The 15,925-nt window shown below is 69.6% G+C and carries 11 protein-coding genes; 9 read left to right on the top strand and 2 right to left on the bottom strand.

All coding sequences use genetic code 11. The features are described 5' to 3' along the window. The first annotated feature begins 2 nt into the window (after positions 1-2). From CQ393_RS03260 to CQ393_RS03280, 5 genes are all read left to right on the top strand, one after another. Positions 3-665 (top strand): glutathione S-transferase family protein, encoded by a 663-nt coding sequence (locus CQ393_RS03260; RefSeq protein ID WP_153190192.1) that lies wholly within the window; start codon positions 3-5, stop codon positions 663-665. A gap of 40 nt (positions 666-705) precedes the next feature. Then, positions 706-2,982: a thiamine pyrophosphate-dependent enzyme gene (locus CQ393_RS03265; RefSeq protein WP_153190193.1), complete on the top strand. Its 2,277-nt coding sequence runs from the start codon at positions 706-708 to the stop codon at positions 2,980-2,982. A gap of 8 nt (positions 2,983-2,990) precedes the next feature. Beyond that, entirely contained in the window at positions 2,991-4,934 is a 1,944-nt protein-coding gene (gene asnB, locus CQ393_RS03270) for an asparagine synthase (glutamine-hydrolyzing) (protein ID WP_153190194.1), read from the top strand. Positions 4,935-5,005: 71 nt separating this feature from the next. Further along, positions 5,006-5,563 (top strand): NADPH-dependent FMN reductase, encoded by a 558-nt coding sequence (locus CQ393_RS03275; RefSeq protein WP_153190195.1) that lies wholly within the window; start codon positions 5,006-5,008, stop codon positions 5,561-5,563. Between the two features lie 218 nt (positions 5,564-5,781). After that, positions 5,782-7,197, top strand: coding sequence for a replicative DNA helicase (locus CQ393_RS03280; RefSeq protein WP_153190196.1), 1,416 nt, complete (start codon positions 5,782-5,784; stop codon positions 7,195-7,197). 15 nt (positions 7,198-7,212) lie between these two features. Here CQ393_RS03280 and CQ393_RS03285 read toward each other — a convergent pair whose 3' ends face one another. Together CQ393_RS03285 and acnA are read right to left on the bottom strand one after the other, a co-directional pair. Continuing rightward, positions 7,213-8,301, bottom strand: a complete 1,089-nt coding sequence (locus tag CQ393_RS03285) for a membrane dipeptidase (RefSeq protein ID WP_153190197.1) — start codon at positions 8,299-8,301, stop codon at positions 7,213-7,215. Positions 8,302-8,925: 624 nt separating this feature from the next. After that, entirely contained in the window at positions 8,926-11,682 is a 2,757-nt protein-coding gene (gene acnA / locus CQ393_RS03290; RefSeq protein ID WP_153190198.1) for an aconitate hydratase AcnA, read from the bottom strand. 281 nt (positions 11,683-11,963) lie between these two features. Here acnA and CQ393_RS03295 point away from each other — a divergent pair, with 281 nt between their 5' ends. From CQ393_RS03295 to CQ393_RS03310, 4 genes are all read left to right on the top strand, one after another. After that, complete coding sequence (locus tag CQ393_RS03295; protein ID WP_153190199.1) at positions 11,964-12,197, top strand: AbrB/MazE/SpoVT family DNA-binding domain-containing protein; 234 nt, start codon at positions 11,964-11,966, stop codon at positions 12,195-12,197. Beyond that, the gene (locus tag CQ393_RS03300; protein ID WP_153190200.1) at positions 12,194-12,595 is read left to right on the top strand and encodes a type II toxin-antitoxin system VapC family toxin; all 402 of its coding nucleotides are present in this window, start codon (positions 12,194-12,196) and stop codon (positions 12,593-12,595) included. Before CQ393_RS03295 ends, CQ393_RS03300 begins: the two co-directional genes overlap by 4 nt. 41 nt (positions 12,596-12,636) lie before the next feature. After that, entirely contained in the window at positions 12,637-15,228 is a 2,592-nt protein-coding gene (acnB, locus tag CQ393_RS03305; RefSeq protein ID WP_153190201.1) for a bifunctional aconitate hydratase 2/2-methylisocitrate dehydratase, read from the top strand. A 137-nt stretch (positions 15,229-15,365) separates the two neighbouring features. Further along, positions 15,366-15,925, top strand: a 560-nt coding sequence (locus tag CQ393_RS03310) for an SDR family oxidoreductase (protein WP_228114244.1), incomplete at its 3' end; no start/stop codon positions are given.

The raw sequence follows: 15,925 nt of genomic DNA on the forward strand, positions 1-15,925 counted from the left end.
CGTTGAGCAATCCGGGTGCTGCGTTGACGGTGTATGGCATGTCCACGTCGGGCAACTGCCACAAGGTCCGTCTGTTGCTGGAACAGCTGGGCACGCGCTACCGCTGGGTCGAGGTGGACAGCGCCGGCGGCCAGACCCGCACGCCGGACTTCCTGGCGCTCAATCCGAACGGCAAGGTGCCGCTGGTCGAACGCGACGACGGGCGCGTGCTCGCCGAATCCAACGCGATCCTGTTCTGGCTGGCCGAAGGCACGCCGTTCCTGCCGGCCGACGGCTGGCAGCGCGCGCAGGCGCTGTCGTGGATGTTCTTCGAGCAGTACAGCCATGAACCCTGCATCGCGGTGGCGCGTTTCATCAGCGGCTGGACGCCGCCCGGTTCGCCGCGGCGGCAGGAACTGCCACGGCTGCGCGAGCGCGGCCACGCCGCGCTGGCGGTGATGGAACGGCACCTGTCCGGGCACGACTGGTTCACCGGGCCGGACTACGGCATCGCCGACATCGCTCTGTTCGCCTACACAGCGGTCGCCGCCGATGGCGGCATCGCCCTGTCTTCCTATCCGGCCATCGGCCGCTGGCTGCAGGCCGTCCGCGCCCGGCCCGGTTTCGTGGCCATGCCCGATCCGCCGCCGGAGGTTGCGCGCAACTTCCTGGCCGCTTCGCCCTGATCGTCTTCCCCAACCTGCCTGCACCGTGGAGTCCCGCCTGATGTTCGCCCGTGTACCCAATCCCATTCCGGCCCGCATGAAGGGCCTGAACCGCGCCGAGATCTGCGACGCCAACTTCATCGAATTCGTGAAGGGCCTGGCGCCGGGGCCGGCCGGCGCGCCGCAGGACGGCGCCCCCGTGCTGCCGGGCAGCGCGCTGGACGCGCGGGGATTCGGCGAGCTGTTCGAATCGCAGCTGGTCAGCCGCCACCTGGACCTGATGGCGCGCGTGCTGCGCGTGCAGAACAAGGTCTTCTACACCATCGGTTCGTCCGGCCACGAGGGCAACGCGATGGTCGCCCGCGCCGCCCGCCATACCGACCCGGCATTCCTGCATTACCGTTCCGGCGGCTTCATGGCCGAGCGCTTCCGCAAGCTGCCGGGCATGGATCCGATCATGGATTCGGCGCTGAGCTTCGCCGCCAGCGCCGAGGACCCGGCCAGCGGCGGCCGCCACAAGGTGTGGGGCAGCAAGCCGTTGTGGGTGCTGCCGCAGACCTCGACCATCGCCTCGCACCTGCCCAAGGCACTGGGCACGGCCATGGCGATCGAGGCCGGCAAGCGGCTGGGGCTGGAGCTGCCGGTGCCCGAGGACAGCATCGCCATCTGTTCCTTCGGCGATGCCTCGGCCAACCACGCCACCGCGCAGACCGCGTTCAACGCGGCCTCGTGGACGGCCTACCAGAAGCTGCCGGCGCCGGTGCTGTACGTATGCGAGGACAACGGCATCGGCATCTCGGTGAAGACGCCCAGCGGCTGGATCGCCGAGAGCTTCCGCAACCGCCCGGACCTGGACTACTTCTTCGCCGACGGGCTGGACCTGGCCGCCGGCTACGGCGACGTGCAGCGCGCGGTGGACCACTGCCGCCGCACGCGCCGGCCGACCTTCCTGCACCTGCGCACCACCCGCATCATGGGCCACGCCGGCACCGACTTCGAGATCGAGTGGCGGGCGCTGGAGGAACTGTGCGCGGTGGAGGCGGGCGACCCGCTGCTGAGGTCCGCGCAGATCGCGGTCGAATCCGGGGTCATGAGTGCCGAGGAGGTGCTGGCGCTGTACGAGCGCACCCGCGCGCGCTGTTTCGCCGCCGCCGAGGACGCGGACAGGCGCCCGCGCCTGACCTCGCTGAAGGACGTGATGGCGCCGCTGGCGCCGCATACGCCGGACAAGGTGCGCGCCGAGGCGACCCGTGCCGACTACGGGCAGCGCCGGCTGCAGGTGTTCGGCGGCGAGGCGTCGCTGCCGGAGAACCTGCCGCCGCGGCACCTGGCCATCCAGATCAACCAGGCCCTGCACGACCTGTTCTGCAAGTACCCCGACACCCTGCTGTTCGGCGAGGACGTGGCGCAGAAGGGCGGCGTCTATACGGTGACCAAGGGCCTGCACAAGGCCTTCGGCCCGCGCCGGGTGTTCAACACCCTGCTCGACGAGACCATGATCCTGGGCATGGCCCAGGGCTTCGCCAACATGGGCATGCTGCCGGTACCGGAGATCCAGTACCTGGCCTACCTGCACAACGCCATCGACCAGGTGCGCGGCGAGGCCTGTTCGCTGCAGTTCTTCTCCAACGACCAGTACCGCAACCCGATGCTGATCCGCATCGCCGGGCTGGGCTACCAGAAGGGCTTCGGCGGCCATTTCCACAACGACAACTCGATCGCCGCCATCCGCGACATCCCCGGGCTGGTGGTCGGCTGCCCGTCGCGTGGCGACGACGCGGCGATGATGCTGCGCACGCTGGCGGCGCTGTCCAGGGTGGACGGACGCGTATGCGTGTTCCTGGAGCCGATCGCGCTGTACATGACCAAGGACCTGCACGAGGCCGGCGACGGCCAGTGGCTGTTCCCGTACCCGGCGCCGGAGCAGGCGCTGGAGCTGGGCCAGGGCCGCGTCTACGGCGAGGGCAACGACGACCTGGTGATCTTCACCTACGGCAACGGCGTGCCGATGGGCCTGCGTGCGGCCAGGGCCATCGAGGCGGCGCAGGGCTGGAAGGTGCGGCTGGTGGACCTGCGCTGGCTAGTGCCGCTCAACGCGGCCTACATCGCCGAGCAGGCGCGTGGCGCCAGGAGGATCATCGTGCTGGACGAGGGCCGGCACAGCGCCGGCGTGGGCGAGGGCGTGATCACCGCGTTGGCCGAGGCCGGCTTCGGCGCGGTGCCGCTGCGCCGGGTGACCGGCGCGGACACCTATACGCCGCTGGCCGGTGCGGCATTGCTGGTGCTTCCGGGCGACAATGACGTGGTGAGCGCCGCAGCCGGGCTGGCGCGTGGATAACGATCGGTATGTGTGGACTGGCGGGAATCCTGCAATCGCAGGCGCGGTTGCAGGAAGCGGAACTGGCGGCGCTGGCCGGCGCGATGGGCGATGCGCTGGCCCATCGCGGTCCGGATGACCGCGGCGTCTGGGCCGATGCCGCCGCCGGCGTGGCGCTGGCGCACCGCCGGCTGAGCATCCTGGACCTGTCGCCGCTGGGCCATCAGCCGATGGCGTCCAGCGACGGCCGCTACTGGCTGGCCTACAACGGCGAGATCTACAACTTCGTCGAACTGCGCGCCGAACTGGAAGCGCTCGGCCACGGCTTCCGTGGCCATTCCGATACCGAAGTGCTGCTGGCGGCGATCGTGCAGTGGGGGCTGGAGGCGGCGCTGCGCCGCTGCAACGGCATGTTCGCCATCGCCCTGTGGGACCGCCGCGAGCAGCGCCTTTCGCTGGCCCGCGACCGCGTCGGCAAGAAGCCGCTGTACTACGGCTGGGCCGGCGACGCGCTGGTGTTCGGTTCGGAACTGAAGGCGCTGTGGCGCCATCCGGCGTTCGACAACGGCATCGACCGCGACGCGCTGACCCTGCTGCTGCGGCTGGACTACATCCCGGCGCCGCGCTGCATCCACGAGCGCGCCTTCAAGCTGATGCCGGGCCGCGTGCTGCACCTGGACGCGGCCACGGTGGCGGCCGGTGCCGACGCGCACCGGCCCGGGCAGGCGCAGGTGGCGTACTGGGACGCGCGCGAACGCATGGCCGCCTGCCTGGCCGCGCCGTTCGCCGGCAGCGAGGCCGAGGCCGCCGACGCGCTGGACGGGCAGCTGCGCCGGGCGGTGGCGCTGCGCATGGTGGCCGACGTGCCGGTGGGCGTGTTCCTGTCCGGCGGCACCGATTCGGCGCTGGTCGCCTCGATGATGCAGGCGCAGAGCGCCAAGCCGGTGCACAGCTTCAGCATCGGCTTCGAGGGCTCGGACCACGACGAGGCGCCGCTGGCAAAAGAGGTGGCCACTCATCTGGGCTGCGACCACACCGAGCTGTACGTCAGCGGCGCCGACGCGCTGGCGGTGGTGCCGGAACTGCCGGCGATGTTCGACGAGCCCTTCGCCGACGCCTCGCAGGTGCCGACCGCGCTGGTCGCGCGGCTGGCGCGGCGCGGCGTCACCGTGGCCCTGTCCGGGGATGGCGGCGACGAGCTGTTCTTCGGCTACACCCGCTACCAGCGCGCGCTGCGCAACTGGCGCGCGCTGCAGCGCGTGCCGGCGCCGCTGCGGCGCTGGCTGGGCCGTCATGCCCGCGCCCAGGGCGAGGAATCGCGCGCCGGCGGACTGGCGGCGCTGCTGGCCGAAACCGGCGCGACCGGCATCGGCGACGTCTACCGCAACCGCATCTCGCGCTGGCGCGACCCGGCCGCGGCGGTGCGCGGCGCGCGCGAGCCGGCCACCTTCTACAGCCTGCCCGATCCGCTGCAGGGGCATGGCAGCCCGGCCGACGCGATGATGCTGGCCGACTTCACCACCTACCTGGCCGACGACCTGCTGTGCAAGGTAGACCGCACCAGCATGGCCGCCAGCCTGGAGGCGCGCGCGCCGCTGCTGGACTGGAACGTGGCCGAGTTCGCCTGGTCGCTGCCGCTGGACCTGAAACTGCGCGGCGGTGCCAGCAAATACCTGCCCAAGCAGGTGCTGCGGCGCTACCTGCCCGATGCGATGGTGTTCCGCGGCAAGCGCGGCTTCGGCGCGCCGGTGACGCAGTGGCTGCGCGGCGACCTGCGCGACTGGGCCGGGGACCTGCTCGATCCGCGGCGGCTGCGCCAGGACGGGGTGTTCGAGGAGGCCGCGGTGTCCGCGCTGTGGCGGCGTTTCGGCCAGGGCGAGCGGCGCTGGCATACCCACCTGTGGAACGTGCTGATGTTCCAGGCCTGGCAGGCGCACTGGCAGGCGCAGCGGGCGCAGGTGCGCGGCGGGTGACGCGGCCGGCCTTCACCGGCCGCGAAGGCGCCACCGGCTAGCGTGGCCGCACCTACCCCAGAGAGGTCGCCATGGAACCGTATCGCATCGCCGTACTCGTCGGCAGCCTGCGCAGGGAGTCCTACAACCGCCGCCTGGCGCTGGCGCTGGAGAAGCTGGCCGGCGAGCGCGCCCGGTTCGACTACCTGCGTATCGATGACATCCCGCTGTACAACCAGGACCGCGACAGCGACTTCCCGGCACAGGGCACGCGCCTGAAGGAGGAGATCCGCCGGGCCGACGCGGTGCTGTTCGTCACCGCCGAATACAACCGCTCCATTCCCGGCGTGCTCAAGAACGCCATCGACACCGCCTCGCGTCCTTATGGCGATGGCGCCTTCGACGGCAAGCCGGCGGCGGTGATCGGCACCTCGCCCGGCGCGGCCGGCACGGCGATGGCGCAGCAGCACCTGCGCAACGTGCTGGTGTTCGTGAACCTGTCGGTGATGGCCCAGCCCGAGGCCTTCGTGCAGTACAAGGACGGGCTGATCGAGGCCGACGGCAGCATCGCCAACGACGGCACGCGGCGCTTCCTGCAGGACTATGTAGACCGCTTCCTGGAATGGATCGGGACGCACCACCGGCGCTGACGCCGCCCTCGGGCGATAATCGCGTCCCGGCGTCCCGGCGTCCCGGCGTCCCGGCATGCCGGAGATGCCGGGCATGCCGGGCCGACACCCCCCTTGCGATGGCGGCCCGGCGGCCACATCCAGAGGCTGCCGACAGGTTGTCCACAGAACTATCCCCACACCGAAAGCCGGCATCGGCCTACCATGGGCGCTTGGCTTTTCCGCAGTAGCAGGTTTCCATGTCCGCCCGTCCCAGCTTCCGTTCCGACCGCAACGACCGCGCAGAGCGCGGCGAACAGCGCATCGACTCCCTGCGTGTGCCGCCGCATTCGGTCGAGGCCGAGCAGGCGGTGCTGGGCGGCCTGATGCTGGCGCCGGAGGCCTTCGACCGGGTCAACGAGGCGCTGACCGAGAAGGACTTCTACCGCCGCGACCACCAGCTGATATACCGCGCCATCCGCGAGCTGTCCGAGCGCGACCGCCCGTTCGACGCGGTGACGCTGGGCGAGTGGTTCGAGTCGCAGGGCAAGCTGGAGCAGGTCGGCGACGGCGCCTACCTGATCGAGCTGGCCAGCACCACGCCGTCGGCGGCCAACATCGGCGCCTACGCCGAGATCGTGCGCGACAAGGCGGTGCTGCGGCAGCTGATCCAGGTCGGCACCGACATCGTCAACGACGGTTTCCAGCCCGAAGGCCGCGACAGCACCGAGCTGCTGGCCTCGGCGGAAAAATCGGTGTTCGCCATCGCCGAGCAGGGCGCGCGCGGGCGCAGCGACTTCGTGGCCATGCCCGGCGCGCTGAAGGACGCGTTCGAGGAACTGCGCAACCGCTTCGAGAACGGCGGCAACATCACCGGCCTGCCGACCGGCTACAACGATTTCGACGCGATGACCGCCGGCCTGCAGCCGACCGACCTGATCATCCTGGCCGCGCGTCCGGCGATGGGCAAGACCACCTTCGCGCTGAACATCGCCGAGTACGCGGCGATCAAGTCGAAGAAGGGCGTGGCGGTGTTCTCGATGGAAATGTCCGCATCGCAGCTGGCGATGCGCCTGATCTCGTCCAACGGCCGCATCAACGCCCAGCGCCTGCGTACCGGCCAGCTGGAGGACGAGGACTGGAGCCGCGTCACCGGCGCCATCCGCATGCTCAAGGAAACCAAGATCTTCATCGACGACACCCCGGGCGTGTCGCCGGAAGTGCTGCGCTCCAAGTGCCGCCGCCTCAAGCGCGAGCACGACCTGGGGCTGGTGGTGATCGACTACCTGCAGCTGATGAGCGTGCCGGGCAACAGCGAGAACCGCGCCACCGAAATCTCGGAGATCAGCCGTTCGCTCAAGGGCCTGGCCAAGGAACTGAACGTGCCGGTGATCGCGTTGTCCCAGCTCAACCGCTCGCTGGAAACGCGTACCGACAAGCGCCCGGTGATGGCCGATCTGCGCGAATCGGGCGCCATCGAGCAGGACGCGGACATGATCGTGTTCATCTACCGCGACGAGTACTACAACAAGGAAAATTCGCCGGACAAGGGCCTGGCCGAGATCATCATCGGCAAGCACCGCGGCGGCCCAACCGGCTCATGCAAGCTGAAGTTCTTCGGCGAGTACACCCGCTTCGACAACCTCAGCCACGACAGCGTCGGCGCGTTCGAGTAACCCGCGCGGCCGGCCTCAGCCGCTTCCCCAGATGTCGCCGAAGGCGCGGGCGAAGTTCGCGCCCAGCACTTTCTCCACAACGCGCGGCGCATGGCCGCGGCGCAGCAGGGCATCGGTCACCAGCGCCAGCCGGCGCGGGGTGTTGGCGTCGGGCAGGTAGGGCGTGCGGTTCTCGCCCGGCGCGCCGGTACCGGCCAGCTGGCGTTCGCGCATCTGCCGGTCCATCTCGCGGATGTCCTCCGCGCCGACGGGAAAGAACAGCGCGTCCGTGCCGATGCCGACGTGATCCTCGCCGCATACGCGCAGCGCGTGCTCCAGGTGCGCGATGTAGTCGGCCAGCAGCGGCTGGCGGCCGTCCTCGGTGAGGAAGGGCAGCATGTAGATGCCGACCACGCCGCCCTTGTCGGCCATTGCCCGCAGTTCCGCGTCGCGCTTGTTGCGCGGGTGGTCGAACACCGCGCTGCAGCCGGCATGGGTGATCAGCGGCGGCGTGCGCGATGCCGCGATGCCTTCGCCGGTGGTGCGCGCGTTGGAATGGCTCAGGTCCAGCGCCACGCCCAGTGCGTTCATCCTCGCGATGGCCTCGCGCCCGAGCGGGCTCAGGCCGATAGACGCATCGTCCAGGCAGCCGCCGCCGAACGGGGTGGCGTGGTTGTAGGTCAGCTGCATGACCCGCACGCCGAGGCCGCGGAACAGGTCGATGCGTTCGAGCCTGTCCTCCAGCATGCTCGCCGCCTCGAAGGAGAAGATGAGCGCGACCTTCCCTTCGCGCTTGGCGCGCGCCAGGTCGTCCGGGGTGACGACCTTCAGGAACAGCCCGGGATGGGATTCGACCAGCTGCTGCGCGCGGGCGATGTCGGCCACCGTTTCCTCGAACGAGCCGGCTGCGCCGCCAAGGGTGGTCTTGATCGCGCTTATGCCCGATTCCCGGATCTGGCGCAGGTGCAGCGCCTGTTCGTCGTCGTGCAGCAGCGCGCCTACCGATGCCAGCGCGTTGGCGTCCAGCACCAGGGCGCGGGCGTACAGCGCGGCGCCATCCGGGGAAACGACGGGCGATGCGCTGGCCGCCGCGACGGCCGGAGGCAGGACCAGGCCCGCCAGCATGCCGCTGCTCCATCCCAGAAACCGGCGACGCGATGCATCCGTACCCATGGAACTCCCTTCCCGGCGATGACAAGGGGCCGATGATGGCGCAGGACCATTGCCGTGCACAAACCAACGCTCCCCAGGCTGTGTGGGGCGGGTCTTCCGCGATTCAACAGGGGATCATGCCGCCTTCCTCGCTGCCAGCTGGCGGAGTACGTACTGCAGCAGGCCGCCGTTGCGGGTGAGTCTGGACCGTTTGCGCGGCGCTGCCGCGCGATCCGGTCGAACGCCCCGCGCGCTGCGCGGGGCCGGCCTTCCGCCGTTCAACGGGCGATCATGCCGCCTTCCTCGCTGCCAGCTGGCGGAGCACGTACTGCAGCAGGCCGCCGTTGCGGGTGAGTCCGGATCGTTTGCGCGGCACTGCCACGCGGTCCGGTCGAACGCCCCGTGTGCTGCGCGGGGCCGGTAGTCCGCCATTCAACAGGCGATCATGCCGCCTTCCTCGCTGCCAACTGGCGGAGTACGTACTGCAGCCGGCCGCCGTTGCGGGTGAGTCTGGACCGTTTGCGCGGCGCTGCCGCGCGATCCGGTCGAACGCCCCGCGCGCTGCGCGGGGCCGGCCTTCCGCCGTTCAACGGGCGATCATGCCGCCTTCTTCGCTGCCAGCTGGCGGAGCACGTACTGCAGCAGGCCGCCGTTGCGGAAGTACTCCACTTCCTTCGGCGTCAGCAGCAGCACGTGCGCCTGGAAGGCGACGCGGCTGCCGTCGGCACGGGTCGCGGCAACGGTGGCGCGCTTGGCCCGGCCGTCGTCCAGGCCGGTGATGTCGAAGGTTTCCGAGCCGTCCAGGCCCAGCGTCTGCGCGTTCTCGCCCGGCAGGAACTGCAGCGGCAGCACGCCCATGCCGACCAGGTTGGAGCGGTGGATGCGTTCGAAGCTCTCGGCGATCACCGCCTTGACCCCGAGCAGGTTGGTGCCCTTGGCGGCCCAGTCGCGCGAGGAGCCGGTGCCGTATTCCTTGCCGGCGATCACCACCAGCGGCGTGCCGGCCGCCTTGTACTTCATCGCCGCGTCGTAGATCGACATCTTCTCCGGCGGCTGTGCGCCGAAGTACAGGGTGTTGCCGCCTTCCTCGCCGCCGAACATCAGGTTCTTGATGCGGATGTTGGCGAAGGTGCCGCGCACCATGACGTCGTCGTTGCCGCGGCGGCTGCCGTAGCTGTTGAAGTCGGCCGGCTGCACCCCGCGCGACTGCAGGAAGCGGCCCGCCGGCGAATCCTTCTTGATGTTGCCGGCCGGGGAGATGTGGTCGGTGGTGATCGAGTCGCCGAACAGGCCGAGCACGCGCGCGCCATGGATGTCGGCGATGCTGCCCACGGCCATGGTCATGCCGTCGAAGTAGGGAGGGTTCTTGATGTAGGTCGAATCCGCGTTCCACTGGTAGGCCTGGCCTTCCGGCGATTCGATGCGCGCCCAGCGGCTGTCGCCCTTGAACACGTCGGCGTAGTTCTGCTTGAACATCTCCGGGCCGACGGTGGCGGCGATCACGTCGCCGATCTCCCTGTTACTCGGCCAGATGTCGCGCAGGTAGACGTCGTTGCCGTCGCGGTCCTTGCCCAGCGGGTCGCGGGTGAGGTCGATGTCGACCGTGCCGGCGATGGCGTAGGCCACCACCAGCGGCGGCGAAGCCAGGTAGTTGGTCTTGACTTCCGGGTGCACGCGGCCCTCGAAATTGCGGTTGCCCGACAGCACCGAGGCCACCACCAGGTCGCCGGCGGCGATGCCGGCGCTGACCTCGGTCGGCAGCGGGCCGGAGTTGCCGATGCAGGTGGTGCAGCCGTAGCCGACAACGTAGAAGCCCAGCTTCTCCAGCTCCTTCAGCACGCCGGCCTTTTCCAGGTAGTCGGTGACCACCCGCGAGCCCGGCCCGAGCGAGGTCTTGACCCACGGCTGGCGGGTCAGGCCGCGCGCGGCGGCGTTGCGCGCCAGCAGGCCGGCGCCGATCATCACCGCCGGGTTGGAGGTGTTGGTGCACGAGGTGATGGCGGCGATCACCACCGCCCCGTCCTTCAGCCGCATCCTGCGGCCGTCGATCTCGATGTCGGCATGGCCCTTGGCCAGCTGCTCGTTGCCGACCGCCGCGCCGCCGCCCTCGCTGATGAAGTCGGCCACTTCGCCGTTGCGGCGGTCGCGATTGGTGGTCAGCCCGCCCAGCGCGTCGGCGAAATTCCGGCGTACGTCCTGCAGCAGCACGCGGTCCTGCGGGCGCTTGGGGCCGGCCAGCGACGGCTGCACCGTGCCCATGTCCAGTTCCAGCGTGGCGCTGTAGCGCGCGTGCGGGCTGTCCGGTTCGTGCCACAGTCCCTGCGCCCTGGCATAGGCCTCGACCAGCGCGATCTGCGCGTCGCTGCGGCCGGACAGGCGCAGGTAGTTCAGCGATTCGGCGTCGATCGGGAAGATGCCGCAGGTGGCGCCGTACTCCGGCGCCATGTTGGCGATGGTGGCGCGGTCGGCCAGCGGCAGGTGCTGCAGGCCGTTGCCGTAGAACTCGACGAACTTGCCGACCACGCCGAGCTTGCGCAGCATCTGGGTGACGGTCAGCACCAGGTCGGTGGCGGTGGCGCCCTCGGGCAGGCGGCCGGTGAGTTTGAAGCCGACCACCTGCGGGATCAGCATCGACGAGGGCTGGCCGAGCATGGCCGCCTCGGCCTCGATGCCGCCCACGCCCCAGCCGAGCACGCCGATGCCGTTGATCATGGTGGTGTGGCTGTCGGTGCCGAACACGGTGTCCGGGAAGGCCCAGCGCTGGCCGTCGACGTCGCGCTCCATCACCACGCGGGCCAGGTTCTCCAGGTTCACCTGGTGCACGATGCCGGTGTTCGGCGGCACCACCTTGAAGTTCTCGAACGCCTTCTGGCCCCAGCGCAGGAAGCTGTAGCGCTCGCGGTTGCGCTCGAACTCGATGCGGCCGTTGATGTCCAGCGCGTCGGGGCGGCCGAACACGTCCACCTGCACCGAGTGGTCGATCACCAGTTCGGAGGGGATCAGCGGGTTGATCTGCTCGGCGCGGCCGCCCAGCCGGGTGACCGCGTCGCGCATCGCCGCCAGGTCGACCACGCAGGGCACGCCGGTGAAGTCCTGCAGCACCACGCGCGCCGGCATGAAGGCGATCTCGGTGTCGGGCTCGGCCGCCGGATCCCACTTCGCCACCGCCTCGATATGCTCCGGGCCGACGGTCTGGCCGCCGTCCTCGTGCCGGAGCAGGTTCTCCAGCAGGATCTTCATCGAATAGGGCAGGTGGGAGAGATCGAAGCGCTCGCCCAGCCTGAGCAGGCTGCAGTACGCGTAGGTCTGGTCGCCGACGACGAGTTGGCTGCGGGTGGAGAACGAATCGCTCATGGCTGGCTCCTGTGGCGGATGGCGTGCGGCGGCGCGTGGGCCGCGCCGGCTGGCTGGGGCGCGTGCCCCCGTTCATTGGCGGTCGCCCGAGTATGGACGAACTTCCCCGTGGGCGAGGCGGCGCATGCCTGCCAGCATACGCACCGGTTTGTTGCAGTCGTGTCACGGAACCGGCGCCAGGCCTTGTGCCGCAAGCCTCGCAGCGGTGGCGACCGCTGCCGCGTGCGTTTGGGTATGCCGGTGAAGGTATGTATAATTCGTGCATACTTTGGAGGACGCCCATGGAAGCCACCGTTGCTGAACGCGGGCAGATCACCCTGCCCAAGGCCGTGCGCGATGCGCTGGGCCTGACCAAGGGCACGCTGCTGAAGGTCGAGCTGGAAGGCAGCCGCATCGTCCTGCGCAAGAGCGTGGACGACGCCATTTCCCGCGCCCGCGGCAAGTTCGCGCTGGACGGCTTCGAGTCGGCCGAACAGGCCGTGCGCACCGTACGCGACGAGACCGGCCAGGCATGATCGCGGTCGACTCTCCGATACTGATCGAACTGCTCAGCGACGGCCCCCGCGCCGACGCGGTGGAAGCCTGCCTGCGGCAGGCGCTGGTCGGCGGTCGCGTGGTGGTCTGCGGCACCACGCTGGCCGAGATCTGCGCCTCGCTGCGCGGCGGCGCGCAGGTGCAGGAGGCGCTGGAGGAAATGGGCGTGCATTTCAGCTCGCTGGAAGCCAAGTCCGCGCTGCGCGCCGGCGAGATGCACCGCCGCCACCGCCAGCGCACCGCCGGCGACACCCGCCGCATCGACGATTTCATGGTCGGCGCCCACGCGCTGCTGCAGTGCGACGGCCTGATCACCTGGAACGACACGTTTTATCGCGACTACTTCAAGGGCCTGAAGCTGATCGTGCCGCAAGCCTGAGCGCCTACCTTTTACCCAATCCGTACCACCCGGGAGTTGTCATGTTGGAAGCCTACCGCCACCACGTAGCCGAGCGCGCCGCCCTCGGCATCCCGCCGCTGCCGCTGTCCGCACAGCAGACGGCCGACGTCATCGAACTGCTGAAGAACCCGCCGGCCGGCGAGGCCGAATTCCTGCTCGAGCTGATCACCCACCGCGTGCCCGCCGGCGTGGACGATGCCGCCAAGGTCAAGGCCTCGTACCTGGCGGCCATCGCCTTCGGCAGCGAGAAGAACCCGCTGATCAGCCGCGAGCGCGCCACCGAACTGCTGGGCACCATGCTCGGCGGCTACAACGTCGCCCCGCTGATCCAGCTGCTGGACGACGCCCAGGTCGGCGCCATCGCCGCCGACGCGCTGAAGAACACCCTGCTGGTGTTCGATGCCTTCCACGACGTGCAGGAAAAGGCCAAGGGCGGCAACGCCAACGCCCAGGCCGTGCTGCAGAGCTGGGCCGACGCCGAGTGGTTCACCGGCAAGCCGGAAGTGCCGCAGAGCCTGACCGTGACCGTGTTCAAGGTGCCGGGCGAGACCAATACCGACGACCTGTCGCCGGCCCCGGACGCGACCACCCGCCCGGACATCCCGATGCACGCCCTGGCGATGCTGAAGAACAAGCGCGACGACGCGCCGTTCACCCCGGAAGAAGACGGCAAGCGCGGCCCGATCCAGCAGATCCTGTCGCTGAAGGACAAGGGCCACCTGGTCGCCTACGTCGGCGACGTGGTCGGCACCGGTTCCTCGCGCAAGTCGGCCACCAACAGCGTGCTGTGGTGGACGGGCGACGACATCCCGTACATCCCCAACAAGCGCGCCGGCGGCGTGTGCCTGGGCGGCAAGATCGCGCCGATCTTCTACAACACGATGGAAGACGCCGGCGCGCTGCCGATCGAGCTGGACGTGTCGAAGATGGAGCACGGCGACGTCGTCGAGCTGCGTCCGTACGAAGGCAAGGCGCTGAAGAACGGCGAGGTGATCGCCGAGTTCGAAGTGAAGTCCGAAGTGCTGTTCGACGAAGTGCGCGCCGGCGGCCGCATTCCGCTGATCATCGGCCGCGGCCTCACCGCCAAGGCGCGCGAGGCGCTGGGCCTGCCGGCCACCGACCTGTTCCGCCTGCCGGTGCAGCCGGCCGATACCGGCAAGGGTTATTCGCTGGCGCAGAAGATGGTCGGCCGTGCCTGCGGCCTGCCGGAAGGCCAGGGCATGCGCCCGGGCACCTACTGCGAGCCGAAGATGACCTCGGTGGGTTCGCAGGACACCACCGGCCCGATGACCCGCGACGAACTGAAGGACCTGGCCTGCCTGGGCTTCTCGGCCGACCTGGTGATGCAGTCGTTCTGCCACACCGCGGCCTACCCGAAGCCGGTGGACGTCAAGACCCACCACACCCTGCCGGAGTTCATCTCCACCCGCGGCGGCGTCTCGCTGCGCCCGGGCGACGGCGTGATCCACAGCTGGCTCAACCGCATGCTGCTGCCCGACACCGTGGGCACCGGCGGCGACTCGCACACCCGCTTCCCGGTGGGCATCTCGTTCCCGGCCGGCTCGGGCCTGGTCGCCTTCGCCGCCGCCACCGGCGTGATGCCGCTGGACATGCCCGAATCGGTGCTGGTGCGCTTCAAGGGCCAGATGCAGCCGGGCGTGACCCTGCGCGACCTGGTCAACGCCATCCCGCTGTACGCGATCAAGTCCGGTCTGCTGACCGTGGCCAAGGCCGGCAAGAAGAACATCTTCTCCGGCCGCATCCTGGAGATCGAAGGCCTGCCGGACCTGAAGGTGGAGCAGGCGTTCGAACTGTCCGACGCCTCGGCCGAGCGTTCGGCCGCCGGTTGCTCGGTGCGGCTGAACAAGGAGCCGATCATCGAGTACCTCAACAGCAACATCACGCTGCTGAAGTGGATGATCGCCGAGGGCTACCAGGACGCCCGCTCGCTGGCGCGCCGCGTGGAGAAGATGGAAGCCTGGCTGGCCGACCCGCAGTTGCTCGAACCCGATGCCGACGCCGAGTACGCCGCGGTCATCGAGATCGACCTGGCCGATATCCACGAGCCGATCGTGGCCTGCCCGAACGACCCGGACGACGTGAAGACCCTGTCCGACGTGGCCGGCGCCAAGATCGACGAGGTGTTCATCGGTTCGTGCATGACCAACATCGGCCACTTCCGCGCCGCGGCCAAGCTGCTGGAAGGCAAGCGCGACATCCCGACCCGCCTGTGGGTGGCCCCGCCGACCAAGATGGATGCCTCCGAGCTGACCAAGGAAGGCGTGTACGGCACCTTCGGCAGCGCCGGCGCGCGCATGGAAATGCCGGGCTGCTCGCTGTGCATGGGCAACCAGGCGCAGATCCGCGAGGGCTCCACCGCGATGTCGACCTCGACCCGCAACTTCCCCAACCGCCTGGGCCGCAACACCAACGTGTACCTGGGCTCAGCGGAACTGGCGGCGATCTGCTCGCGCCTGGGCCGCATCCCGACCAAGGAGGAGTACATGGCCGACATCGGCGTGATCAACGCCAATGGCGCGGAGATCTACCGCTACATGAACTTCGACCAGATCGCCGACTACAAGGACGTGGCCGACACCGTCGCGGCATAAGCCACGACGACTGCAGCAAGCAGAAAGCCCGGCGCAAGCCGGGCTTTCTCTTTTCCGGCCAGTGCCGCGTCCGATACCGGCGAGCGTCGCGCGCGTCAGGCCGTCACTCTCCCCGCTCCCATTATCAGGAGCAGGACATGAAGGCATTGCACGACAAGACCGTATTGATCACCGGCGCCAGTTCCGGCATCGGCCGCGCCGCCGCGCTGCTGTTCGCCGCCGAGGGCGCGCGCGTGGTGCTGGGCGCGCGGCGCGGCGCCGAACTGCAGGCGCTGGCAGCGCAGATCCATGCCGACGGCGGTGCCGCTACCTGGCTGGCCGGCGACGTGCGCGAGGAAGCCTATGCGCAGGCATTGGTGCGCCATGCCGAGGACACGTACGGGCCGCTGCACGCCGCGTTCAACAACGCCGGCGCGCTGGGGCCGTTGCAGCCCACGCCCGATGTCGCGCTGTCCGACTGGCAGGCGGCGGTGGACGTCAACCTCACCGCCGCCTTCCTCGGCGCCAAGCACCAGATCCCGTCGCTGCTGCGCACCGGAAACGGCGCCAGCCTGGTATTCACCTCGACCTTCGTCGGCCACACCGCCGGCTTCCCGTGCACGGCCGCGTACGCGGCGAGCAAGGCCGGCGTCATCGGCCTGGTGCAGGCACTGGCGGCCGAGTTCGGACCGGCGGGCGTGCGGGTCAACGCGCTGCT

Source organism: Stenotrophomonas sp. MYb238 (assembly GCF_009496535.1).
In the GTDB taxonomy this organism is placed as follows: domain Bacteria; phylum Pseudomonadota; class Gammaproteobacteria; order Xanthomonadales; family Xanthomonadaceae; genus Stenotrophomonas.